Raw genomic sequence first — 24635 nt, forward strand, 5'->3', positions numbered from 1 at the left:
GTGCCCATTGGGTAGGGTTACATATGTGAAAGAAAACCAGCCGTCCTCACTCCGGCGGATCGCCTATCCGCTCTACGAGCGCAAACTAGCCCAAGAGCTAGAAGGAAAACCTCGCCCCAAGCACGTTGCCATCATGGCCGATGGCAACCGCCGCTGGGCGAGGGAGGCTGGATTCACCGACGTCAGCCACGGCCACCGCGTCGGCTCCCGCAAAATCGCAGAATTCGTCGGCTGGTGCGCCGAGCAGGAAATCGAGCTGGTCACCATCTACCTGCTCTCCACCGAAAACCTCGGGCGAGACCCCGAAGAGCTGGAATTACTGTTCGACATCATCGCCGACGTCGTCGACGAATTGGCGCAATCGCCTAACGACGTGCGCCTGCGCATGGTCGGCCACCTCGAGCTCCTTCCGGAAAGAATGACCGCCCGGCTGCGTCACGACGAAGAAGTCACCGCGAACAACACCGGCATCCAGGTCAACATCGCCGTTGGCTACGGCGGCCGGCAGGAAATCGTCGACGCAGTACGCAGAATCATCCGGGAATCAGTCGCCGAGGGAATCGATGCTTCCGAGCTTGAGGAGCGCATCACCACCGATGCCATTTCTCGCCGCCTCTACACATCCGGACAACCGGACCCCGATCTAGTCATCCGCACTTCCGGAGAACAGCGGCTCAGCGGCTTCCTCCTCTGGCAAACCGCCTACTCCGAGATTTGGTTCACCGATACCTACTGGCCCGAATTCCGCCGCATCGACTTCCTCCGCGCACTTCGAGACTTTTCGCAGCGCTCACGCCGCTTCGGCAAATAACCTCCCTACATCCGGAAAAATTTCCGGATGTTAGAGTTTGCGCATCCGGACCCTCGAAACCTTGTGGTCCCGAGACTTCGTAAGAACTAATGACGCCCGCACTCGAGTGGGCAAAATATTTTCCGTCAGGTTCGGCAAGTTCACCTGCTGCCAAATGCGTCGGGCCACCTCGGCCGCAGCTTCGTCGTCAAGCGTGGCGTAATCCGCGAAGTGCGCGCCCGGAGCGCGAAACGCCGTCTGGCGGAGACTGAGGAAACGATTAATGTACCAGCGTTCGATGTCCGCGCGCGGGGCATCGACGTAGACACTGAAATCGAAAAGATCGGAAATCATCAGCGTCGGGCCCGTCTGCAAAACGTTGAGCCCCTCGAGAATGAGAATGTCCGGACGATCGACATCGACGAACTCATCCGGCACCCGGTCATAGAGCGTGTGCGAATACACCGGCGCCTTCACATGCCGCGCCCCCGACTTCACCGCCGTGACAAACCGCATCAACGCACGCTGATCATACGACTCCGGATACCCCTTGCGCTGCATAATCCCACGGCGATTCAATTCCTCAGAAGGATAGAGGAAGCCATCAGTAGTAACCAAGTCCACCCGCGGATTAGTCTCCCAGCGCTCGAGCAGGACCTGCAGCAAACGCGCCGTCGTTGACTTGCCGACCGCCACCGAACCCGCGACGCCGATAATAAACGGCACCGACGCCCCCTTCGAAGGATTTTCCCCAAGGAAGTTTGACGTTACGGCGTTCAGCTCCCGATGCGCCGCCACACGCATGTGAATCAGACGAGAAAGCGGAAGATAGACCTCGGCGACTTCGTCCAGGTCGATGTTTTCACCGATACCGGAAAGTCGTTCAGCTTCCTCTTCCGTCAGCACCAGAGGCATATTCTTGCGCATTTCGCGCCACTGCTCGCGTTTGAACTCGACGTACGGGCTGGGGGATGTTGCGCGCGTCATACTTCCAATTGTGCCAAGGGGGTGCCGAAAACCGGAAAACGAGTCAATAAAGGGGGCATACCTGAATGGTGCTGCTTTCGTGGTTTGCCCCATAAAGGGCTAGCATGGCCTGTGGCATTGAAGTTTCATTGAAAGGTCGAAAACCTACTCATGACCGGGTCTAACAATAACGATGTCCGCTACCAATCGCTGCGTGAACTCGATCCCGACCTCGCAGAGGCAATGGCAGGGGAGCTCTCTCGTCAGCGTGACATGCTCGAAATGATTGCCAGTGAGAACTTTGTTCCACGTGCAGTGCTGCAAGCTCAGGGCTCGGTTCTGACCAACAAGTACGCCGAAGGCTACCCGGGCCGTCGTTACTACGGTGGCTGCGAATACGTCGACGTCGTCGAGGACATGGCACGCAACCGCGCCAAGGAGCTCTTCGGCGCTGAGTTCGCCAACGTTCAGCCACACGCAGGTGCGCAGGCCAACGCTGCCGTTCTGCATGCGCTAATCAACGCCGGTGACAAGATTATGGGCCTCGACCTGGCACACGGCGGTCACCTGACCCACGGCATGAAGCTGAACTTCTCCGGCAAGCTCTACCACGTCGCCGCATACGGTGTGGACAAGGACACTATGCGGATCGATATGGACAAGGTGCGTGAGCAGGCGCTCGCAGAAAAGCCGGATGTTCTCATCGCAGGTTGGTCGGCGTACCCGCGCCACCTCGACTTCGAAGCTTTCCGTTCCATCGCCGATGAGGTCGGTGCGAAGTTGTGGACGGACATGGCGCACTTCGCAGGCCTGGTTGCCGCCGGTCTGCACCCGTCGCCGGTTCCGCATTCTGACGTTGTGTCGACTACCGTTCACAAGACCCTCGGTGGTCCTCGTTCGGGCATGATTTTGGCTAAGCAGGAGTACGCCAAGAAGCTGAACTCCGCTGTTTTCCCGGGGCAGCAGGGGGGTCCGCTGATGCACGCCATCGCCGGCAAGGCCGTGGCGCTGAAGATTGCTGGTACCGAGGAGTTCAAGGAGCGCCAGGAGCGCACTCTGGCTGGTGCCCGCATTCTGGCTGAGCGTCTCACCGCTTCCGACTGCGCCGAGGCTGGCGTCGATGTTCTCACTGGCGGCACCGATGTCCACCTGGTTCTGGCGGATCTGCGCAATTCTGAGATGAACGGCCAGGAGGCCGAGGATCTGCTCCACGCTGTTGGCATTACCGTCAACCGCAATGCTGTTCCGTTTGACCCGCGTCCTCCGATGGTTACATCCGGACTTCGTATCGGTACTCCGGCGCTGGCCACCCGTGGTCTCGACGAGAAGGCCTTCACCGAGGTCGCCGATGTCATCGGTACTGCTCTCGCCGCCGGCAAGAATGCGGATGTTGACTCCCTGCGTGCTCGTGTTTCGAAGATTGCTCAGGAATTCCCGCTTTACGACGGCATCGAGGACTGGAACCTCATCTAATTCTGCGTTTTTGCAGCGCAAGTACCCGTTCTAGCAGTGCGCTAAGACGGGTTTTCCCGTACATCCGGGTTTTGGTCCGGAGGTGGTGGCTCCGGCCCGAGCTGTTTCGTCGTGCCTGCCCGGTATCCGGCGTAGGACCTCCCGGACATTGATGTCACGAATGAGTTGCTAAACAGCGGCGGCCGAGTCTTGTCAGGTGGGCGCCATCGAATATGTCCGGATGTGGGGATGCGTTCGAGGTGGCCGTTGCGTCCTTCCCGGTCGTCGTCGTTAAGCCCGTTGTGTTCGCGGCAGACCATGGTGAGGTTGTCCAGCGTGGTTGTGCCGCCGTGTTTGTGGGCGACTAGGTGGTGCGCTTGTCCGCTATAGGCGGGGCGTTCACAGCCGGGCCAGGCGCAGATGGGGTTGTCGATGAGCATCGCGATGCGCTGCTCTTCAGTCGCCAGGCGGGGGTTGCCGATGGGAAATAAGTCCGTAATGGCGCTGTGTTCGTCGTAAAGCACGGCCCACCCGGTGTCGGCGAGTAGGGCGTTGAGGAAGACGTCGGGGGCGAGCGCAGAGCCGTTGGTGGTGGCGGCGAATCGCGGGCTGTAGTCGATGAGGTCTTGTGCGGTGATGATGATGGCGGGTTGGTAGCGCATTTCATCGAGCTTGTCGACGGGCGTTGCGGCATCGGCATGCTCGAGGCGCTCGGCAAGCGCTTGGCCGACGCAGCGGTCGTGGGAAAACTCCGGATGGGACTTCCGGATTTCTGCGGCACGGATGGTAAGCGGCGACAGGAGATTGTCGAGCATATCCGAGGGGCCGGAGATGTGGAAGTGCTTCATTCCCCGGATGTCTACCTTCCGGGAAAATCGGGCGCGCAGATGCTGGGGTGGCTCGTCTTCGGTGTTGAGCTCGGTGAGAGTTTCCCGCATGTAGAGATCGAGTTCTTCGAAGCCGAGGCGTTCGGCGGCAGCGACGAAGGTGAGCCGCAGGTTGTCGTGGAGTTCGGCGTTGTTGGCTTGGCGGCTGCGCTTGTCGATAAGCACGCAGGTGTCTAGGCTGAGCCCGAGTCGGCGGGCCAGAGCGGTGGCATCTTCGCGGGCTTTGGTGTTTTCTTCGGTGTCAGCGGGTTGGAGATAGTGGGCGGCGACGCGTAGCAAAAGCCGGAGGCGCGCCGGGTCAAGGCCGAGGGTTGCCGCCAGGTGGGAGGTGGCGTCGTGGCCGTCGGGACGCGCGGCGTGGAGTTCCGCTAGCGTGTCCATTCCGCGCGAGGCCAGTGCGGCGAGCGTCCCAAGAACTGTCATGCCTTTGAAGGTAAAAGTCCGGATGTAGGGGGACAACGCCTATGGGGGCAGGCTGTGGATAAGTCAGCCGGTTTAGCAGTTATCCACATCCGGACTTTTCACCGCGCAAACGCACCGCAGCTGCACCGCCGTACCGCCGCACCACGCGCTGCCGTCTGTTACGCCCCGAAGTCACGCAGGGCGCTGCCGGTGAGGCGGAAGGTGTCCCATTCGTCCATGGGGAAGGCGCCGAGGGAGCGGTAGAAATCGATGGAGGGTTGATTCCACTTCAGGACGCACCACTCGACACGTGAGTAGCCTCGCTCCACGGCAATTCGCGCGAGGTTCTGCAGCAGTGCTTTGCCCTTGCCGGTGCCGCGTGCCTCGGGGCGGACGTAGAGGTCTTCGAGGTAGATGCCGTGGGTGCCTTCCCAGGTGGAGTAGTTGAGGAACCACAGTGCAATGCCGTCGAGGCGCGGGCTGCCTTCAACACCGCCACCAACGCCATCGCCACCATCACCGCCACCGGCGCCGTCGTCCAAATTTCCGGATGTGGAGTCGACGACGTGGCAGAAAATCGCAGGGTTGTCCCCGAAGAGCTGTTCGCGCAGGCGCTCGGGGGTCAGTCGGACGGCATCGGGTTCTTTTTCGTAGGCCGCCAGGTCTTTGATGAGGTCGACGATCTCGTGGACGTCGTCAGGCGTGGCGGGGCGTGGAAGTGTCATGTGTCCCTTGTTACTCGCGGCGAGTGATTTGGTGCAAAAGTGCGTCCGAGGCGGGGGAGATTGCGATAACCTGCGAGGTTATGAGCAACGTTACTCAAGACTTTTCCGACGGCATTCTAGCCATCACCATCGACCGCCCGGATGCCTATAACTCCCTGGATAAGAATCTCCGCTTGGAGCTGAAAGCCGCTTTTGAGCGTGCGCAGGAGCCGGATGTGCGCGCTGTTATCCTGCTCGGCGGGCCGAAGGCGTTTTGTACGGGCCAGGATTTGAAGGAGCACATTTCTGACCTGCAGTCCGGCGCCGGCATGGGCAAGGTTGTCGAGGAGTACAACCCGATGGTCGCGGAGCTGACCGCGATTAACGTTCCGGTTATTGCAGCTATCGAAGGTGCTGCGGCGGGTGCCGGCTGGTCGTTGGCGCTGCACTGTGATTTCCGTATCGCGGGCCCGAAGGCGTCGTTCAAGGCGGCGTTCCCGTCGATTGGCCTGGCCACGGACTGTGGCATGTCGGCGCTGCTGCCGCGCATGGTCAGTGACGCGAAGGCGCGTGAGCTGTTGTTCTTCGATAAGAAGGTGCTTGCCGACGAAGCCCTGAGCCTCGGCCTGGTCACTGAAGTGGTGGATAATCCAGCGACTCGGGCACGTGAGTTGGCTGCCCAGTTTGCGGCGGGGCCGACGGCCGCGCTGAAGGAGATTAAGGCTCTGCTGCGCCGGGATACCTTGTCTGCCGCTGCGGCGGAGGCGGACGCGCAGGCTCGTTTGGCGGTCTCGGCCGACCATAAGGAAGCGGTGGCCGCGTTCTTGGAGAAGCGACCACCGCATTTCGTAGGTGAGTAAGGCAGATACCTGGAGTGGCAGGGGAGAGATAGTAGTGAAGAACTACTGCTCTTCCTGTGCTCCTAGTACTTCACTGGTGAGCTCTGGGTGATCTCCCAGCTCACCGGAAACCTCGTCAGGGTGCTTGGATAGGCTGACCAGCGAGACCGCCAGACCGCCCCAGATGACGATGATGAACAGTGCCATCATGACAATTGCGATACCGGACATTTGGCTTAAACCTCCTCGGTTTCCGGAGTGTGCTTGCGTGGCAGGTGTGAGGACCGCTTGAAATCTGGCGTCACACCGAAGTCCGAGCCCGGAGGGCCATCGAGACGGTGTTGGCCGCGCCAAGGCAGGATGGCCATAATCAGAGCGCCGATGAGAATCACGCCGATGACACCCCAGCCAAAGATGTCGATTTGGGTGTCGGAGTAGCCTTCGTAGTTTTCCTGGAAAAGTCCAATGAGCTCCTGGAACAGGATGACGGCGAGAATGACCGGCGTGATGTTTCCGACGAAGATCTGCCACATGGTGCCGACCTTGAACGAGGACACGGCGTTGAGGTGCATGGCGAACTCGTTGGTGCGGCGCAGGATCCAGTCGATTGCGATGATGGTCAGCAGTGCAACCAGGACGATACCGACGTTGTTGGTGAACTTATCGACGATGTCGAGGGTTACCAGACCTGAGGTGGTCGGGAAGGCCAGCAGCGAGATGACGGCCATGGCGCCACCGACGGTGAGGGTGGCCTGGACGCGGCCGAGGTTCAGCTTGTCCTTGACTGCGGAGACGACGACCTCGAGCAGCGACATCAGGGAGGTCACACCGGCGATTGCCAGGGAGAGGAAGAACAACAGGCCGAAGACGGAGCCGATGAGCTTTGGCATCTCAGAGATGACCGTCGGGAAGGCGATGAAGGCAAGACCAATACCGGAGGTTGCGACCTCGTCAACGGCCTGACCCGACTGCGCTGCCATGAAGCCCAGGGTGGCGAAGACACCGATACCGGCGAGAACCTCGAAGGAGGAGTTTGCGAACGCGGTGACCAGGCCGGAACCGGTGAGGTTCGTGCGTGGCTTCAGGTAGGAGGCGTAGGTCAGCATAATGCCGAAGGCCACGGACAGGGAGAAGAAGATTTGGCCGTAGGCGGCAATCCATACGCTGGAGTCAGTGAGTGCGGACCAGTCTGGGGTGAAGAATGCGTCCAGGCCCTTTGCAGCGCCGTCGAGCGTCAGGGAGTAGATGACCACTGCGACGAAGAGGATGGTCAACAGTGGGATGAAGATAATCGAGACCTTGCCGATGCCCTTGTCCACACCAGCGGCCAGAATGCCGATGACGAGTACCCAGACAATGAGCAGGACGATGGAAATCGAGGGGACGAAGTCCAGAGAGAAGACGCTCTCGGTGTCTACTTGGAGGAAGTCCTTCATGAAGTGGGTCTCGGCATCTGGGCCCCAGCTCTTGCGGATGGACTTCCAGGCGTAGATGAAGGACCACGCGATAATAACGGCGTAGTAGACGGTAATGAAGAAGGCGATACCGACCTGAATCCAGCCAATTGGCTCAGCCCAGGGCTTGATGCGACGCATCGACTTCGGTGCGGACCCGCGGAAGCGGTGTCCGATGGCGAAGTCGAGGAAGAGCAGTGGGATACCTGCGGTCAGAAGTGCGACCAGGTAGGGGATAAGGAAAGCGCCACCGCCGGAGTCATACGCGACATAGGGGAAACGCCAGATGTTTCCAAGCCCGACTGCCGAGCCGATAGCGGCGAAAATGAAGGCTGCTCGGGTGGAAAACACCTCCCTTCGCTGAGGGGTAGCGGTCGAGTTGGTTGTGCTCATACCTCTGGAACTCCAATCCTTCATCTCCGGTCACGCGCTCGCGCGGCCTAGGAGGGAATTTGGTGAAGTGCCTCACCATTACCTAACAGAATCTTAGTATATGAGATGGGTGTCTCATTGTATAGTTTCGGTTTTGTAGGGGGTAATGTTTTTTGGTGAGGGGTGTGGCACGGGGGAAGGGAGCTCTAATCAAGCCTCGTAAATAATCGCCAGCCACCTACTTTGAGGTATGCAAAAACCCCGCCAGGAAGACCTGACGGGGTTTGGGGGCGAATCGGCTAGGCCGACGTGCGCTGTTTACTCTGCGCCGCCCTTGGCGATACGACGGAAGATGATCTCCTTCATGATCTCGTTGGTGCCACCGTAAATGGTCTGGACCTTGGAGTCGAGGTAGTGAGTGGAGATTGGGTACTCGAGCATGAAGCCGTAGCCACCGAACATCTGCAGGCAGCGGGTAACGATGTCCTGCTGTTCCTCGGTGGTCCAGTACTTGGCCATGGAAGCGCCGGTCTCGTCCAGCTGGCCTGCGTTGTGAGCCATAACAGCCTGGTCAACGAAAGCCTGCAGGGCGGTGACGCGGGTGGCGATGTCAGCCAGGTAGTGGCCGTGGACCTGGTGCTGGATGATCGGGCGACCGAATGCCTCGCGCTCCTGAGCGTACTTGTACGCCAGGGTCCAGGCGCGCCGGGAAGTTGCTACAGAGCCGCAAGCCAGGGTCAGGCGCTCGTGAGCGAGGTTGGTGCGCAGGTAGCCGAAGGCAGCGCCCTCTTCGCCGAGCAGGTTCTCGGCCGGAACGCGGACGTTGTCGAAGTTGAGCTCAGCGGTGTCCTGAGCCTTCAGGCCGACCTTCTGCAGCGGGCCAGCCTTGGTGAAGCCCTCGAGATCAGCGTCGACGATGAACATGGAGACGCCAGCGCGGCCCTTGGATGGGTCGGTGATAGCTGCGACGAGAGCGAAGTCGGCCATCATGCCGTTGGAGATGAAGATCTTGGTGCCGTTGAGGACGTAGTGGTCGCCGTCCTTCTTGGCGAAGGTGCGCATACCTGCCAGGTCAGAACCGGCGCCCGGCTCGGTCATAGCGAGGCAGCCGATGGTGTCGCCGGCGTTCATGGAAGCCAGGTACTTCTGCTTCTGCTCTTCGTTACCGAACTTGGCCAGGTACGGAGCGACCAGGTCGTTGAGAACGCCGAAGGAAACGACGATGGAGCCACAGTCAGCGTTGGAGAGCTCCTCGTTCAGGACCTGGTTGTAGCGGAAGTCCATCTCTCCGCCGCCGCCGTATGCCTCCGGAGTGGACATACCAATCAGGCCCAGCTCGCCGGCCTTCTTGAAAATCTCGCGGTCCGGCTGACCTTCCTTGTGCCAGCGCTCTACGTTCGGGGTGATTTCCTTCTCGACGAAGCCGCGAACCATGTCGCGGAACATGTTGTGCTCTTCTTCGAAGTGAGTACGGGGCAGAAAGTCCTTCATGACATGCTCCTAGAAATATTGTCGTGGAATTTTTGTCTTAAGGCCTTTTCGTACGTCGCAGATAAACGCTGCAGATAAACGCGATGGCCTCGGTTCATCGTCATAGTGACTATGACTGTTGTACCCCATTATGCATGAGTGTGATGAGAGACACTTGTTTTTTTAAAAGTTTTTTCCCGATTGATGACGTGAAATCGCTTGACGACGGATATTGTGCCCAACCTTCCCGGAAAACTACCCCCGTTGCGGTTGGAGGTTGCTATTGAATCCAGACTATCCTCGACAGTCGGCAATGTTAGGTAATGCTAACCTACAAAGCCAGGTGAATGGCTATTTTTGTCATATCTGACAGGCGGGACCCTGGGGCTTTGGGGTCGATAGGGTAGGCGTTTTGGATGGTCATCATGGGGGTGATTAACGAAACATTCTCGTTTTCTTATTCCCATTAGTGCTGGTGGTAGTTAGTATGAGCATCAGGTGGAGACCGGTTCCCTTGATTATCCGAGCTTCTTCCACTGCAGTCATAGCAACCTCCAATTGCACTCGAAAAAATGACGCGACCTGTGCGCCGTCCCCGTGGAATGGACAGCGAGCAGGTCGCGTTATTTTTATTTTTTATTGCTGCGATTAGGCGCTAGTCGGCAATCCCATCAATGTGCGCCAGCAGGGCCGAGTTGTAGTACTCCGGGGTCTCCTGGTTAAGCAGGTGCTTGGCCGGCGAAATGACGACCATGGTCGAGCCCGCGATGCCGTCGTGAAGCGAAGTGACGACGTCGAGTGACGTAGAGGTGTCTTGCTTGCCGGCGATGACCAGCGTCGGAGCGGTGATCTCGGCGAGGCGCTCGCGGGTGTCGAAGCGGGACAGTGCTCCGCAGGCGCCGATGTAGCCGTCATCGGGGCAATCTGCGATCATGTCGCGGAAGCGGGCGGGGAGCTCAGGGGTGGTGTCGAAGCACTCGTCGGTAAACCAGTTGCGGACGACAGTATCGGCGAGCGCGACCGTGCCCTTGTCGCGCACGAGCTCGGCCTTTTCCTGCCAGGCCTCGGGTGTGCCGAATTTCGGCGCCGTCGACGACAGCGTCAGGCTGACCACACGATCGGCGTGTTCTAGTGCGACGGTCTGGGCGATAGCGCCGCCGAGGGATAGTCCCACAAAATGTGCGCGGTCAACATCCTCCTCGTCGAGGACCTCGATGATGTCGGCGGCCAAGTGGCTCATGTCCCACTCACCCTCGGGGATAGGGGATTCGCCATGGCCACGGACATCTGGCGTGATGACCTGGTACTTTTCACTCAAAGTGGCTACCTGTGGCTCCCACATCTCCTGTGTGGTGCCCAGCGAGCCAATCAGGACAACCGTACCGTTGCCCTTGTGGTTGATTGCATGTGCGGTGTAGTCGATGGCCACGAGGATCCTCCTTGAAGACGTCGGCTGTGTCTGCTGTGTCTGCTATTTCTCGGCGTTGCGAGCAGCTTCAGCGGCAGCCCGACCAGGGCCGTCGTCCTTCTTGGACTCTGCCTCAGCGGCTTCCACGCGCTGCTTCGCCAGAGACGCACGAGCGGCCTCCAGCCACTCCGGCATCTGCTCGAGCAAATCCTTAATCTCCGCCGTTGTCAGCGGCTTGTCCATGTCATTCTTCTTCAACGCCGTGATAGTAATGCCCAGCTTGCGGGCAACTTCCGGGCGCGGGTGCGGTCCGTTGCGGCGTAGCTCAGCGAGCCACTCCGGCGGATTGGACTGCAGTTCCGCAAACTGCGCGTGCGAAATCTCACCAGTGCGAAATTCCTCGGGTGTGGCCGGGAGGAAAATGCCAAGTTTCTTGGCTGCGGTTAGGGGTTTCATGGGTTCAACGCTAGCACCCATTCGAGTAACCTTGCGGAGTATGTCGACTCCTGAACCCGCCGTCCTGCGCATCGTGTTCGCCACCGGCACCAGTCCCGAGAAGTGGTTTCGCCGCTTTAGAGATCGGATTCCGGCAACACTGCACACCCACGCCGCCGACGATCCGATGTCCGACCTGGTCGGCGGTGCCGCTGACATGGCGCTGGTTCGGTTAGAGTCCGAAGGCTCGCTGCCCGAGTCGCTCCATCGCATCCGGCTTTACGACGAAGCCTGGGGCGTGGCCTACGAAAAAGAACACGTATTCTCCCTCACAGAGTCCGTGCCGGAGGAGCTGTTGGCGGACGAAACTGTGCTGCTGACCTCCGTGGATGCGGACGAGCTGCGACAGATGCTGCCTGTCGCAGCCACTGGTGCAGGTGTCGTAGTGGGGCCTCGCACGATTTTGAAGGCGCTATCGAAGAAGGCGGTGGCCTCATCGAACTTGGTGGCTGAGGAAGGTGCCACAGATCCGCTGTCCCGAACAGCTATTTGGTTGGTGTGGCCGAAAGCAGAGGACGATGAGCTCCGGCAGGAGTTCGTCGGCATTGTCCAGGGGCGTCGGGAGGGATCGACACGCACGCAGCTGGGGCGCAGGAAGGCTGACGAAGCTCCAAAGAAGTTGTCGGCCCGAGAAAAGACGCTTGCTAGGCAAGCCCGCCGGCAGCGCGCTGGGGCCGTCGTAAAGCATGCGCGCAGTGGCCGTGGCGGACGTCGAAGCGGTGGCGGAAGCGGGCGACCACGCAAGAGAAAGTAATCTTTTTACAATATTTTTGCCGTTTCGTTCGACGTGCGCGAAAAAATTAGCCACACTTGTAGTTATGGCTGAAAAGAAGCGCGATTTCACGATTCGAATGATGCGTGAAGAGGACTATCCACAGATCCAAGAGATCTACGAGATTGGCCTGGATACGGGGCATGCGTCGTGGGAGCACTCCGCTCCGGAGTGGGACGAATTCATCGCACTCAAACGAGTGGATTTGTGTTACGTCGCCGTCGACGCAGAGAACCCGGACAAGATTCTGGCTTGGGCATCGGCAGCGCCGGTATCCAAGCGTCCGATTTTCAATGGCGTCATTGAAGACTCCATCTACGTCCACCCTGACGGGCAGGGCATGGGGCTGGCGGCGACGCTGCTGCAGAAGCTTATCGACGATGCCACGGAGCGCGGCTGCTGGTCGATTCACTCGTGGGTCTTCCCGGAGAATGTGGGATCGCTAAAGCTGCATCGAAAGCTTGGCTTCCGAGAAGTGGGGATTTACCACCACATGGCAAAGATGACCTACGGCCCAATGGCGGGGCAGTGGCGCGATGTCATTATTTTGGAAAAGCTCCTGGAAAAGCCAGAGGAGCGTGCGTTGAAGCGCGTCCAGGAAGAAGCAGAAGCCGCCGGTGAGCCGAACCGTCCGATTCTGGACAAGCTCGACCGTGCCGACGGCCAGGTGGGGGCATAGCTGCCGGGAGCTGTGGCTCCCGCGAATTAATTATTCGACGGTTTCCTTCAAAGGATCCTCGCGAACGAAGAACGCAATGATTGCCGCCAGAATAATCACTGGCGTTAGTACCAAGAAAATCGGCGTCAAACCATCGTTGTAGCTGGAGATCAGCGCTTCATGGATTGGCGCCGGCATGCTATCCAGTACATGCGGCGTTAGTGAACCAATCGACTTAGAGGAAAAGCCCTCCGGGCCCATCTGCTTTGCGAACTCCGCTGCAGCTTCCGGTGATGCGGCCTTGATTTGTTCGACAGCCGCCGGAACGCGTTCGCCTGCCAGGTCCTTCATCCGGTGGATGAAAATCGAACCCACAATGGAGGAACCGACCGCACCGCCAATCTGGCGGAAGAAGTTATTCGCAGCGGTAGCGGTACCGACCATGGCGACCGGGAAGGAGTTCTGCACGATGAGAACCAGAACCTGCATGCCGGTTCCCAGGCCGAAGCCCATGATGAACAGGTAAACACCAACCTGCCACAGTGGGGTGGTGGTCTCCAGCGTGGACAGCAAGTAGAGGGAGACAGCCATAATCATCAGGCCGACGAAGGGGTAGAAGCGGTATTTACCAGTCCGGGAAACAATCTGGCCCACGCCAATCGAGGTCAGAAGCATGCCGACCATCATCGGTGTCATCATCAAACCTGCAGCGGTCGGTGACATTGAGTGCACCATCTGCAGGTAGGTCGGAATATAGGCCATAGTGCCGAACATCGCGATACCCAGAATGAGGCCCGACACAGTCGTGAGCACGAAGTTCCGGTTATTAAACAAGTGCGTCGGAATCAGTGGGTTGGAAACGCGAGTCTCGGTGAGGAAGAACAGCACCCAGGAAACGACAGAGGCGCCGATAAGCGAGATGATGATCCGGGAGTTCCAGTCGTACTGTGTACCGCCCCACGTGGTGGTGAGAATTAGCGTCGAGGCAGCAGCGGTCAAGAACGTCGTACCGATGTAGTCGAAGTTTCCTTCGCGCTGGCGTCGGGGCAGCTTCAGGAAGGCCGCAGCTGCCGATAGTGCAACCACGCCCATCGGGACGTTGATCCACAGACCCCAGCGCCAGCCTGGGCCGTCGGTGAACCAGCCTCCCAGTACTGGTCCCAGCACGGAACTCAGGCCGAACACAGCACCCATGATGCCCATGTACTTACCGCGCTGGCGTGCGGGAATAACCTCGGCCAGGATGGCCTGTGAGGAAACCATCAATGTACCGCCAGCAAATCCCTGAAAAGCGCGGGCGGCGATGAGCAGGCTCATGGAGCTGGTGACTGCACCCATGACGGAACCGATTATGAACAGAGCGATGCCCATCATGAACAGGCCCTTGCGCCCAATCATGTCACCGAGCTTGCCGACAATCGGCATTGCCACAGTCTGTGCCAACAGGAATGCAGAAATAACCCACGACATGTGGTCAACTCCGCCGAGCTCGCCGACAATGGTCGGCAGGGCGGTGGCGAAAATCATCTGCCCCAGCGAGCTCATCAGCATAGTGAGAATGAGCGCGAAGAAGATGATTCCCAAGTGGGACTTGTTGCCAGAAACCGTGGTGTCGGTTTGGCCTTGAGCAGTGGTGTTGCTAGCTGTCACTATTCCTCCTCCAAAAATTTTTAACGACGTCGGCGGCGTCGTGAAGCGGTGTGTCTGTTGTGAATTCGTCCCGATGAGCCGATGAGTAGAGCACGCATTCGCGGACGAAACCGACTGACAGGGCTACCTCGTGCTCGACGGGCAGCTCGGGGTGCGTGCGCGACTGTGGATTCATCTCGAAATAGCGCTCAAATGCGGACCGGACGCGGCGCATTGAGCTGCCAAAATTGGAAATGACAACCGTCGAGAGCTTTGGCTCATTGCGCAAAATCTCGCGGATACGCTCCTTGAGCATGCGGTGAAATTCCTCGGTTGCCCCCAGCTCTTTATATCGGAGTAGCTGGGCCCGCTGCTTTTGCTCAATGAAATCGAGCATGTCCGCGATGGGGTCTTGGTGGGTTTGGGCGAGGAATGTCTCTTCATCGTCAGCATCGAATGACATGATGCCGTTGCCGAAGATGGATTGATCCTTGGAGTCGAAGTAATTGAAGAATGTGCGTCGACTGATACTGACCCGCTGGCAGATGTCTTCGATGTTGACGTGGTCGTATCCGCGATCCAACACAAGAGTGGTCGCGGCATCGGCCAAAGCGCAGTGTGTTTGAAACCTTTTGAGCTCCCGGAGACTGCATTCGGGACGTTCGCCCGGGTCCAATCTGGGAGAAGCTTTTTCATCAATTTGCACAAGGTGCAAAGTTACACCGAGTGCAATGTGGTGGCAAGTTGACTAATCAACATAAAGCTTGCCGCAGGGCGCATCCCCGGCAGTATGGCAGGGGTCGAATGGGGGACACGAAGTCACTCTCCGATCATTGCGAATGGAGAGTACCAAAACAAAGGACCCCGGAGTCTCTCAACTAAGTGAGACTACGGGGTCTTATGCGTAAGGTGCTCTCACACCTTCGAGTTCAGAAAGAACTAGTCACGATCAGTGTTGGCCATTGCCAGCACGTCGAGGCGCTTGTCCAGCTCTTCCTCGGTCAGCTTCTCGCCGTCGACGAAGCCCATGTCGATAACAGTCTGACGGATGGTCTTACCTTCCTTCAGAGCAGTCTTAGCGACCTTAGCTGCGTTCTCGTAGCCGATGGCGGAGTTCAGCGGGGTCACAATCGACGGGGAGGACTCAGCCAGAGTCTTCATACGCTCAACGTTCGGCTCGATGCCGTCCACCAGCTTCTCGGCGAAGACGCGTGCGGTGTTCGCCAGCAGCTTAGCGGACTCCAGCACGTTACGTGCCATGACCGGGATGAAGACGTTCAGCTCGAATGCGCCGTTAGCGCCAGCAAACTCAACAGCGGTGTCGTTGCCCAGAACCTGCGCTGCGACCTGGGTGGCAGTCTCACACAGAACCGGGTTGACCTTACCCGGCATGATGGAGGAACCCGGCTGCAGATCCGGCAGGTGAATCTCAGCAAGGCCGGTCAGCGGGCCGGAGCCCATCCAGCGAATGTCGTTAGCGATCTTGTTTAGGGAGACTGCGACGGTGCGCATAGCGCCGGAGAATTCGACCAGGGCATCGCGGTTAGCCTGAGCCTCGAAGTGGTTCTGAGCCTCGCGCAGCTCCTTGATGCCGGTCAGTTCGACGAGCTCAGCGGTGACCTTGGCACCGAAGTCCGCCGGGGTGTTCAGGCCGGTGCCAACAGCGGTACCACCGATTGGCAGCTCGCCCAGACGCGGCAGGGTGGCCTCGATGCGCTCAATGCCAGCCTCAATCTGGCGAGCGTAACCCGAGAACTCCTGACCCAGGGTCACCGGGACAGCGTCCATCAGGTGAGTGCGGCCGGACTTAACAACGGTCTCCCATTCCTTGGCCTTCTTAGCCAGGGACTCCTGCAGAACCTTCAGTCCCGGGACGAGGTCCTTGACAGCTGCCTCGGTTGCTGCGACGTGAGTGGCAGTCGGGAAGGTGTCGTTGGAAGACTGACCCATGTTGACGTGGTCATTCGGGTGAACCTCAACGCCGTTGGCCTTTGCGATGGACGCAATGACTTCGTTGGTGTTCATGTTGGAAGAAGTGCCCGAACCGGTCTGGAAGACGTCAATCGGGAACTCAGCATCGTGCTTGCCTTCGGCAATTTCCTTGGCAGCGGCGACGATGGCATCTGCCTGCTCAGCAGACAGCAGGCCGCGCTCCTTGTTGACGATGGCGCAAGCTGCCTTCAGCAGACCCATAGCGCGAATCTGTGCAGACTCCAGCGGACGGCCGGAAATCGGGAAGTTCTCAACTGCACGCTGAGTCTGTGCGCGCCACAGGGCGTTAACCGGAACCTTAACCTCGCCCATGGTGTCGTGCTCGATGCGGAACTGCTGCTCTGTCATTCGTTGCCTCTTTCAGTTAGGGGAACTTGAGTGCGCGCAGAACGGCCCCTCATTGCGCATGCAATTTTCATGCGACGCAGAACCGTTAGCGCATTCGTCTTCAAGTATGAATCAGTTTGTTAAAAAAGTGGTGCCCTGAGGGCACCACTAAAGGGGTAGTTACTTACAGATCGATGTCAGGCATCTCGCCCTTGCCGTAGTCGATGCTGGCGTACTTGCGCAGCTTCTCCAGGGAGTGGAAAGCCTCGATGCGGCGGATGGTGCCGGACTTGGAGCGCATAACCAGCGAGCGGGTCCACGCGCCGTTACCGCGGTAAGCGACACCGCGCAGCATGTCACCGTTGGTGACACCAGTGGCAACGAAGTAGCAGTTGTCGGATGCGACCAGGTCATCGGTGGTCAGAACACGAGAAAGATCGTGCCCAGCGTCGAGAGCCTTCTTAATTTCAGCCTCATCGCGCGGGTGCAGTTTGCCCTGGATCTCGCCGCCCATACACTTCATGGCGCATGCGGTGATGACACCTTCTGGGGTGCCGCCGACGCCCATCATGATATCGACCGAGTTCGTGTTCTGAGCTGCGGCAACAGCGCCAGCAACGTCACCATCGCCAATCAGTCGAACCTTGGCGCCAGCTTCGCGGATGTCACGAATCATGTCAGCGTGGCGCGGGCGATCCAGCACGACAACAGTGACATCTTCCGGACGCAGCCCCTTGGCCTTAGCAACGACCTTGATGTTGTGCTCAACTGGAGCCTCGATGTCAATCTTGCCGGCAGCCTCCGGGCCAACAGCAATCTTATCCATGTAGAACACAGCCGACGGGTCGTACATGGAACCGCGGTCTGCAGCAGCAAGAACAGCGATAGAGTTCGGGCGGCCCTCTGCCATCAGAGTCGTGCCGTCAATCGGGTCAACCGCGATGTCAACGGCCGGACCTTGGCCGTTGCCGACCTTTTCGCCGTTGAACAGCATCGGGGCTTCGTCCTTTTCGCCCTCGCCAATAACAACGACACCGTTCATAGCCACGGTGTTGATGAGCTGACGCATGGCATCGACGGCAGCGCCGTCGCCCTTTTCCTTCTGACCACGACCGACCCACTGACCAGCCGCCAATGCAGCGGACTCAGTAACTCGGACGAGCTCCATCGCAAGGTTGCGATCTGGTGCTTCAGGATTCGAGGCGTTCATTGACTTCTGGCCCTTCCGTCGTTTTTTAGAACTCTTTTGAGGTTTGAGAATGTGCTGGGAGACGCCACGCCAGGAAACTGGGGTTTAGCGCTGCAACAATTTCTATTGATTGATGTTTGGCGCATCAGTTTTAGCGCCTTTGCATCTGTTACTAGTGTTCCACCTTTTTGGTGTTCGGGGGTGGACGCAGCGCCAAAGTGGGGGGAGTTTCAGGGCTAAACCCCCACATCACGCGGTTATCAAAAGTATGTTCCGGCGTCAGTTCGCTTGACGACGTCGACAGCGTCCGTCATCAAGTATTGCTAGCTGCAGCTGTGCGGGTGCGACTGATGACTAGGTTCATTGCGGGGCCTTTGGCATACTTGAGCGCGTGGCGAATGAGAAACCTAGGATTTTGCAGGACAGTCGAGACATGATTCTCACCCTCGTGGTGATGTTTCTTGCGGTGGCTGTCACCATTGGCTTTACCGGCCTGTGCAGTTTTAACCCCGGGAAGCCGGAAAACGGTCCGGTGCACGAAGTCGATGCTGCCCCATTCGTGAACGTGGAGGCTCGGCGCGTGGACTATCCAGTTCGCCTGCCGAAGGTGCCTGAGGGCTGGACTTCAAACTCGACCCGCGCGGGTATGGCGGCGGGGAAGCAGACGACCATTATTGGCTATGTCACCGCTAGCGGAGCATTCATTCAGGTCACGCAAACAGATGCGGAAGCAGGTCAGCTGCCGGATGATGGTAAGAACCGTCTCCGGGACGGTACTACTGACGTGGAAGGTACAACCTGGACTAAGTATGAGCCGGCTGAGGACAACGTGCGTCGCGTATGGGTTGGGGACCTCGGTGACTCCCGCGCAATTATCGAGGGCACTGCCAACGACGAGGAGTTCACACAGTTGGCGGCGGCATTGCAGAAGGCCGAGCCAATTGATCCGGACACGACAATGCCGGATTCGTCACAGCCGCAGCAGACTGCGTCCGAGACGCCGTCGGCACCAGCAAAGTAGGCCGAGTCGAGCACTCACCTGGAGTGGTAATCCCGACTAGGGCCATATAATAGCTGAACTCAGCTATCAGCGAAGAGACGAGAAACGATATGAACTGACAATCGTTTCTCGTCTCTTTTTAGTCCTCATCGCCCACATTCTCGGCAGAAGCCGCGACATCCTGATTCTTGCTGGCCAAGGCGGCTTCAACCTTTGCCCGTGCGCCAGCCAAATGCTCCTCGCAGCGGCGGGCCAGCGCCTCGCCTCGCTCCCACAGCGCCAGGGATTCATCCAGGCTCATCTGTCCGAGTTCTAGGAGCTTGACGGTCTCGACCAGCGCATCTCGAGCCTGCTCGTAGCTCAGGTTCTCTACCGGTACCTGTTCCTCCGAAGAGGGAGCCTGACCCGCGCCGAAAACATTGTCATTCATTAGCGAATACGTCCTTCACATCTAGTAGTTAAAGCTCTAAGGTTGGAAAAGTCATTGCTTACTAATTCGCCGGCTTCGTAGCTAGCGTCGCTGCAGAGATGGAGCCGTCACTGACGCGAATTCGCAGTTGGGAACCCATCGGAGCATCTGCAATAGAGGTCACAATCTGTGGTTCCGGCTGAGTAGCCGATTGTGCCTGCACGATGGCATAGCCGCGAGCGAGCGTGGCAGAGGGGCCAAGTGCTGAAACCTTGCCGCGCAATCCCGATACCACGGCTTCCTCACGTTCCAGACTGCGGTGGATGAGAAAACGTAGCCGATCGACCTGCGCCGTGACAAACTCTTCACGCACGCGGATGGGAGTGAGCGGATCGCGCAGTACCGGCCGCGACGTCAAATCCCGCAGAGTCGCTACTTCACGGTCAACCCATCGCCGCAGAGATGCCGAGGAGCGCTCACGCAGCTGTGCAATGAGGCGGCGTTCCTCAGCAGCATCGGGCACTGTTCTCTTGGCTGCATCCGTCGGTGTGGCAGCACGTAAATCAGCGACGTAATCCAACAGCGGAGTATCCGGCTCGTGCCCGATTGCAGAAACCACCGGTGTTGTCGCCTTACTCACCGCACGAATCAGCGCCTCATCTGAAAAAGGCAGCAAATCTTCGACACTGCCACCGCCACGGGCGACGATGATGACATCGACCTCCGGGTCGGCGTCGAGCTGTGTCAGCGCTTCAATAATCTCCGGAACAGCCTTGGCGCCCTGCACAATTGTGTTGATTACCCGGAAATCCACTTCGGGCCAGCGGGCACCCGCGACCGAAAGCACATCGCGTTCAGCTGCCGAACCGCGACCGGTAATCAACCCGATCTTGTTGGGGAGGTAGGGCAGAGGGCGTTTCAGCCGTGGATCAAAGAGGCCTTCCGCCGCTAGTGCCTGGCGCAGCTGCTCCAACCGTGCCAACAGTTGCCCCAAACCTACGGGCCTCCACTCCGTAGCCCACAGGGAAAACTGCCCCCGCCCGGCATAAAACGCAGGCTTGCCCAAAACCACTACGCGGTCGCCGTTGCGCAGTGGATTATTGCGGAGAGCCGCCGTAGAACAAGTCACCGATACCGAAAACTCCGCGGAGGTGTCACGCAGAGTGATGTAGGAGAGCTTCCAGCTCGGCTTGGAGTTGACCTGGGCGATTTCCCCCTCGACCCAAATCTGTCCAAGGCGCTCAATATAGTCCTTGACTAACTGGTTCAGGCGCCGAACCTGAACCGGTTTCTCGGCCGACGTTTCCAATTTCGACATACATCAACACTTACACGATGGGGCGGATCGTCCTGCTTATAAACGCACGTTGCCCACAGGCTAAATCTGCCTGTGGGCAACTGTGACGGTAAGGTGCAAGCCCGAGCTACTTGCGGTAACGAGACCTGCTATCGCGCCCGGTTATGCGCTCCTGGCGAGGGCGCTGCTGTCGCGGTGGCCACTCCTCGGTGCGGCGGTGGTTGCCTACTTGGCGTGCGGGGCTCTGTCGAGGCTTTTCGGACCGGGACTCCGGCGAAGACTGTTCTCCCCACATCCGTGCCGTTCCTGCCGCTTGACGACGGGGAAACTCCTGCTTCGGCCACTGCGGTGCGTTTGGCCGTTCAATCGGACGATGAGGCTGCTGTCTGGTCGAGTTTGGCGAAGTGGAATCCTGAGTGAACTGCGCCTGGCCCGGATGCGGGCGAGACTGCCAACGGGATGTTGGCTGCTGGACCCGCTGTGCGAAATTCGAGCGCTGCTGGGCACGCTCCCTAGAGCGGTCAACTGGTCGCTCACGCAGTTGCTCGGCGTTGCGCGATGCCGAGCTGGCGCTCGCTGCCGGTCGGGCACCAGAACGAGAAGTCTCCTGCCGAGAGCGTGCAGCCTGCTGGCGCGCCTGGCGGCGAGCTTCGGCATCTCGGATAATGTCCGCAGCGGGACGTCGTGAAGCAGGACGTTCCTGAGAGCGAGAGGCGACGCGGCGATCAGATTCGGCGAGACGACGGCGAACCTGAGAGCTGGATTCGACAGCGACTTCGTCACGGTGCTGGCGTTGTTTAGCGGCCTTGCGCTGGGTGTTGAGGGATTTCTCCTGGGTGCGGGTGATTTCGAGGTAACGCCACACTGCGATGATGACACAGATAATCATCAAGATCAGCAGCCACGGGAACTGCTGGATGATGGGATATGCGGAGGTCACCAGGCGAGCGCGTTTAGAGGTCGTCGCGGTCGCGCCACCATTTTCGGGATCGGCGAGAGAACCGGTAAACCACGCTGTGAAAAAGGTGACAAGCGCGAACAAAATAGGGATTTGAGCGACGGTAACTACCAGACCGCGAGGAACCACCAACAGTGTTCCGGCCACAGCAGCCACGGCAAAAGCAATGAAGTAGGGCTTGCCAAGCGAACCGTTGGGAACAGAAAAGAGCAAACCAAAAACGCCGGCCAGAAGCATCAGCAACGGCGGCACAAACATTGGCACGCGTGGAAGCAGGGGTTTGTTCCCACTGCCTTTACGGGTTATTGCTGATCTGTTCGACACGAATGCGTATCCTACCGGTTATTAGTGATAAAAACGGGCAAGCCCGGTATAAGAGCCTGCCCGTGTCTTGGAATCTCGCCCTACTTGTTTTTCTTAGAGAAAGGCCCGGAGACGACTTCAGTGACCTTGTGGAAGGCCTTGGTCATCGCTCCCTCTTCCTGCTTGGTCGGACCAGCATCGGGGGAAACTTTACCGGCGGTGCGAGCATCTGCCTTCACAGCGCTCTCCGCGGAGCTGTCGGAGTCATCACTGCCCAGACGGAACGAAGCCAGTCGGTCGCGCATCGCACGGCCGGCAGCTTCAATCTGAATGCCGGAGATTGATCCGGCATCCGTGGCGAACTCGATGTCCTTTGCGGTCTTGTCACCCGTTCGCAAATCCGTGAGGTCGCCGAGGTAGCGGAACCAGACCGCGACGACTGCAGTGACTGGCACAGCCAGGAAAGCGCCGATGATGCCGAAGATACCGCCACCGAGCAGAACCACCAACAGGACGATTGCGGCGTGCAGGTCCATAGCCTTGGACTGCAGAATCGGCGAGAGGATGTTGCCCTCAATCTGCTGGACGGCAATGATGATGAGCAAGACAAAGATTGCTGTGGTCAGGCCGTTGGCAACAAGTGCGACAACCACCGCAATGAAGCCGGCGGTGAACGCGCCGACAATAGGAATGAAGCCAGCGAAGAAAGTCACCACGGCCAGGACCATTGCCAGCGGCACATTCAAAATCGCAAGACCGGCACCGATGAAGACCGCGTCGATAAGCGAAACGATAGCCTGCGTGCGGATGTAGCCCGACAGCGTGTTCCAGGAGCGGGTGAGTACCTCCGTGAGATGCCAGCCGAGGCGACGTCCGGTCAGGCGGCGGAGCCATGGCAGGAAGTCCTGGCCGTCCTTGATGAAGAAGAACGTCAGCACCAGCATTGCCATCAAGGTTACGGCGACCGAAGAGACCACCGAGATGCCTTGGAAGACTGTGTTGGCGATATCGCCGGAGCGCTCCTGGAGCCATTGGGAACCCTGGTCCAGAGCGTCGAGGATTTGTTCATCCTTGACGTTAAATGGCGGTGCCTGAATGATGTTCTGGACTTCTTGAATGCCGTCGGTGAACTGGCGACGCAATTCTGGGAACTGCGACTGCACAGTCGGTGCGAGGAACGCGACGACGCCGCCAAGCAGCGCCAGCGCGCCTAGGATGACCGTCAGTGCGGAGAGTGCGCGGGGCCAGCGGTGTTTCATCAGGAACACGGCGGGCGGAGCCAGCACCGTGGAGACAATCAGAGCCAGCAGAATCGGCAGAACGCCAGCCCAAATCTTTCCCAGAATCATAGCGCTGACATACAGCGCCGCTGCGGTGATGAGGAAACGCAGGCACCAACCTGCGAACCATCGGGCGCCCTCGCCAATGACGTCGGCGCGGTCGATGGACTCGGAGTCATTTTCGCTCATAAGCTCATCGAGGTTTTCAGCATCTTCCGGCAGATCCGGTTGCGTTGCCGCTGACTTATGGGCGTCGGAGGGGATAGACAGAGACTGTTCTATACGCAGAGGCTCCGATCCCATTACGTGATCGATAGCGTCTTTTTCGGACTGCGCAGTCCACTCTTCGCCTTCATTGGGTTTATTGCTCACGTATTCATTATGGGGGTTCGGAGGGGATAGGGGGCAACTTCACGAAGTTAGGGCGAGTTCAAATCTTTCTCCCCGAGCCCGTAAGATGAGCAATGTGAGTCTTACACTTGGAATCGTCGGTCTGCCCAATGTCGGAAAGTCAACCCTGTTTAACGCCTTGACACGCAACGATGTGCTGGCTGCGAATTATCCGTTCGCCACCATCGAGCCGAACGTCGGCGTTGTGGAGCTTCCCGATCCCCGTTTGAATAAGCTCGCCGAAATTTACGGCTCCGAGCGTATTCTTCCGGCTACGGTGTCGTTTGTGGACATCGCCGGCATCGTCAAGGGTGCATCGGAGGGCGAAGGTCTAGGTAACAAGTTCCTCGCCAACATCCGCGAGGCTGACGCTATCTGTCAGGTCGTCCGTGTCTTCAATGATGATGACGTTGTGCATGTCGACGGCAAGGTTGACCCGGCCTCTGACATCGGTGTGATTGAAACCGAGCTTATCCTGGCTGATATCCAGACTATTGAGAAGGCGCTGCCGCGTCTGGAAAAGGAAGCCAAGAAGGATAAGGAAAAGGTCGGTGAGGTTGAAGCCGTCAAGCAGGCTCTCGCTGTGCTGGAAGAGGGACGCACTCTCTTCGCAGCTTCCGATGACGTGAAGCTCTCCGCTCTGCGCGAGCTGCACTTGCTCACCGCAAAGCCGTTCCTCTACGTCTTCAACGCTGATGAGGAAGTGCTTGCCGACGAGAACCGCCGCGCGGATCTGGCCGCTGCTGTGGAACCGGCGGACTGTGTGTTCCTCGACGCCAAGGCTGAGTCGGACCTTCTGGAGCTGGATGAGGAATCCCGCAATGAGCTCCTGGCTGAAATTGGCCAGACCGAGCCGGGTCTGCATTCGCTTGCTCGCGCTGGTTTCCGCACTCTTGGTCTGCAGACTTACCTGACCGCTGGCCCGAAGGAGTCTCGCGCCTGGACCATTCCGAAGGGTGCTACGGCTCCGCAGGCTGCCGGCGTGATTCACACTGATTTTGAGCGCGGTTTCATTAAGGCTGAAATTGTGTCCTTCAACGACTTGGTCGAGGCCGGTTCGATTGCCGAGGCGAAGGCCAAGGGCAAGGTCCGCCAGGAGGGCAAGGACTACATCATGCACGACGGTGACGTGGTCGAGTTCAAGTTCAACGTGTAGGTTAGCCGAATAAGAAGCTCTGACAGATGGTGGGGT

23 protein-coding genes are annotated in these 24635 nt (G+C 58.8%); 7 read left to right on the forward strand and 16 right to left on the reverse strand.

Going from position 1 to position 24635, the window contains the following annotated elements:
• Nucleotides 1–25 precede the first annotated feature (25 nt).
• The gene (locus HMPREF2751_RS03995; protein ID WP_016423188.1) at nt 26–811 is read left to right on the forward strand and encodes an isoprenyl transferase; all 786 of its coding nucleotides are present in this window, start codon (nt 26–28) and stop codon (nt 809–811) included.
• A gap of 30 nt (nt 812–841) precedes the next feature.
• Here HMPREF2751_RS03995 and coaA read toward each other — a convergent pair whose 3' ends face one another.
• Nucleotides 842–1777 carry a type I pantothenate kinase gene (gene coaA, locus HMPREF2751_RS04000; RefSeq protein ID WP_038626177.1) on the reverse strand — a complete coding sequence of 312 codons (936 nt, stop codon included), beginning with the start codon at nt 1775–1777 and terminating at the stop codon, nt 842–844.
• Between the two features lie 150 nt (nt 1778–1927).
• On the opposite strand from coaA, the gene glyA reads away from it, so the two are divergent.
• Nucleotides 1928–3229 (forward strand): serine hydroxymethyltransferase, encoded by a 1302-nt coding sequence (gene glyA, locus HMPREF2751_RS04005; protein ID WP_005510713.1) that lies wholly within the window; start codon nt 1928–1930, stop codon nt 3227–3229.
• 41 nt (nt 3230–3270) lie between these two features.
• On the opposite strand, the gene HMPREF2751_RS04010 is transcribed toward glyA, so the two are convergent.
• Nucleotides 3271–4518, reverse strand: coding sequence for an HNH endonuclease signature motif containing protein (locus tag HMPREF2751_RS04010; RefSeq protein ID WP_242451338.1), 1248 nt, complete (start codon nt 4516–4518; stop codon nt 3271–3273).
• Between the two features lie 158 nt (nt 4519–4676).
• Nucleotides 4677–5222, reverse strand: a complete 546-nt coding sequence (locus tag HMPREF2751_RS04015) for a GNAT family N-acetyltransferase (protein WP_049192850.1) — start codon at nt 5220–5222, stop codon at nt 4677–4679.
• 80 nt (nt 5223–5302) lie between these two features.
• Between HMPREF2751_RS04015 and HMPREF2751_RS04020 the strand changes: the two genes are divergently transcribed.
• A complete protein-coding gene (locus HMPREF2751_RS04020; protein ID WP_048733985.1) occupies nt 5303–6061 on the forward strand; it encodes an enoyl-CoA hydratase-related protein in 759 nt (252 codons plus the stop codon).
• A 42-nt stretch (nt 6062–6103) separates the two neighbouring features.
• On the opposite strand, the gene metS is transcribed toward HMPREF2751_RS04020, so the two are convergent.
• From metS to HMPREF2751_RS04045, 5 genes are all read right to left on the reverse strand, one after another.
• Complete coding sequence (gene metS, locus HMPREF2751_RS04025) at nt 6104–6271, reverse strand: methionine/alanine import NSS transporter subunit MetS (protein ID WP_048733989.1); 168 nt, start codon at nt 6269–6271, stop codon at nt 6104–6106.
• A gap of 5 nt (nt 6272–6276) precedes the next feature.
• Nucleotides 6277–7887 (reverse strand): sodium-dependent transporter, encoded by a 1611-nt coding sequence (locus HMPREF2751_RS04030; RefSeq protein WP_070438236.1) that lies wholly within the window; start codon nt 7885–7887, stop codon nt 6277–6279.
• A 297-nt stretch (nt 7888–8184) separates the two neighbouring features.
• Complete coding sequence (locus HMPREF2751_RS04035; RefSeq protein ID WP_005510658.1) at nt 8185–9357, reverse strand: acyl-CoA dehydrogenase family protein; 1173 nt, start codon at nt 9355–9357, stop codon at nt 8185–8187.
• 634 nt (nt 9358–9991) lie between these two features.
• Nucleotides 9992–10765, reverse strand: a complete 774-nt coding sequence (locus HMPREF2751_RS04040) for an alpha/beta fold hydrolase (protein WP_070595512.1) — start codon at nt 10763–10765, stop codon at nt 9992–9994.
• A gap of 42 nt (nt 10766–10807) precedes the next feature.
• Entirely contained in the window at nt 10808–11200 is a 393-nt protein-coding gene (locus tag HMPREF2751_RS04045; protein ID WP_070595549.1) for a DUF5997 family protein, read from the reverse strand.
• A gap of 40 nt (nt 11201–11240) precedes the next feature.
• Between HMPREF2751_RS04045 and HMPREF2751_RS04050 the strand changes: the two genes are divergently transcribed.
• Together HMPREF2751_RS04050 and HMPREF2751_RS04055 are read left to right on the forward strand one after the other, a co-directional pair.
• The gene (locus HMPREF2751_RS04050; RefSeq protein WP_070595514.1) at nt 11241–11993 is read left to right on the forward strand and encodes a type 2 periplasmic-binding domain-containing protein; all 753 of its coding nucleotides are present in this window, start codon (nt 11241–11243) and stop codon (nt 11991–11993) included.
• Nucleotides 11994–12057: 64 nt separating this feature from the next.
• Nucleotides 12058–12690, forward strand: a complete 633-nt coding sequence (locus tag HMPREF2751_RS04055; protein ID WP_038626150.1) for a GNAT family N-acetyltransferase — start codon at nt 12058–12060, stop codon at nt 12688–12690.
• 30 nt (nt 12691–12720) lie between these two features.
• Here the strand turns inward: HMPREF2751_RS04055 and HMPREF2751_RS04060 are convergent, their stop codons facing one another.
• The 4 genes from HMPREF2751_RS04060 to glpX form a co-directional block, all read right to left on the reverse strand.
• On the reverse strand, nt 12721–14319 hold the full coding sequence (locus tag HMPREF2751_RS04060) for an MDR family MFS transporter (protein WP_070595516.1): 1599 nt from the start codon (nt 14317–14319) through the stop codon (nt 12721–12723).
• Entirely contained in the window at nt 14309–15004 is a 696-nt protein-coding gene (locus HMPREF2751_RS04065; RefSeq protein ID WP_246823144.1) for a TetR/AcrR family transcriptional regulator, read from the reverse strand. The genes HMPREF2751_RS04060 and HMPREF2751_RS04065 overlap by 11 nt, the downstream gene beginning before the upstream one ends.
• A 233-nt stretch (nt 15005–15237) precedes the next feature.
• A complete protein-coding gene (locus HMPREF2751_RS04070; protein ID WP_016423173.1) occupies nt 15238–16638 on the reverse strand; it encodes a class II fumarate hydratase in 1401 nt (466 codons plus the stop codon).
• 163 nt (nt 16639–16801) lie between these two features.
• Nucleotides 16802–17827, reverse strand: a complete 1026-nt coding sequence (glpX, locus tag HMPREF2751_RS04075; RefSeq protein ID WP_005510610.1) for a class II fructose-bisphosphatase — start codon at nt 17825–17827, stop codon at nt 16802–16804.
• Nucleotides 17828–18197: 370 nt separating this feature from the next.
• Between glpX and HMPREF2751_RS04080 the strand changes: the two genes are divergently transcribed.
• Entirely contained in the window at nt 18198–18827 is a 630-nt protein-coding gene (locus HMPREF2751_RS04080; RefSeq protein WP_083304402.1) for a DUF4245 domain-containing protein, read from the forward strand.
• A gap of 118 nt (nt 18828–18945) precedes the next feature.
• On the opposite strand, the gene HMPREF2751_RS04085 is transcribed toward HMPREF2751_RS04080, so the two are convergent.
• From HMPREF2751_RS04085 to HMPREF2751_RS04100, 4 genes are all read right to left on the reverse strand, one after another.
• On the reverse strand, nt 18946–19236 hold the full coding sequence (locus HMPREF2751_RS04085) for an exodeoxyribonuclease VII small subunit (protein ID WP_070595522.1): 291 nt from the start codon (nt 19234–19236) through the stop codon (nt 18946–18948).
• A 61-nt stretch (nt 19237–19297) separates the two neighbouring features.
• Nucleotides 19298–20533: an exodeoxyribonuclease VII large subunit gene (xseA, locus tag HMPREF2751_RS04090; RefSeq protein ID WP_048733842.1), complete on the reverse strand. Its 1236-nt coding sequence runs from the start codon at nt 20531–20533 to the stop codon at nt 19298–19300.
• Nucleotides 20534–20639: 106 nt separating this feature from the next.
• The gene (locus HMPREF2751_RS04095; protein WP_070595523.1) at nt 20640–21728 is read right to left on the reverse strand and encodes a DUF6542 domain-containing protein; all 1089 of its coding nucleotides are present in this window, start codon (nt 21726–21728) and stop codon (nt 20640–20642) included.
• Between the two features lie 146 nt (nt 21729–21874).
• Nucleotides 21875–23425: an AI-2E family transporter gene (locus HMPREF2751_RS04100; protein WP_070595525.1), complete on the reverse strand. Its 1551-nt coding sequence runs from the start codon at nt 23423–23425 to the stop codon at nt 21875–21877.
• Nucleotides 23426–23519: 94 nt separating this feature from the next.
• Here HMPREF2751_RS04100 and ychF point away from each other — a divergent pair, with 94 nt between their 5' ends.
• Entirely contained in the window at nt 23520–24599 is a 1080-nt protein-coding gene (gene ychF / locus HMPREF2751_RS04105) for a redox-regulated ATPase YchF (RefSeq protein ID WP_042389448.1), read from the forward strand.
• The last annotated feature ends 36 nt before the right edge of the window (nt 24600–24635 follow it).

This window comes from Corynebacterium sp. HMSC063G05 (assembly GCF_001810555.1).
Lineage (GTDB): Bacteria > Actinomycetota > Actinomycetes > Mycobacteriales > Mycobacteriaceae > Corynebacterium > Corynebacterium jeikeium_D.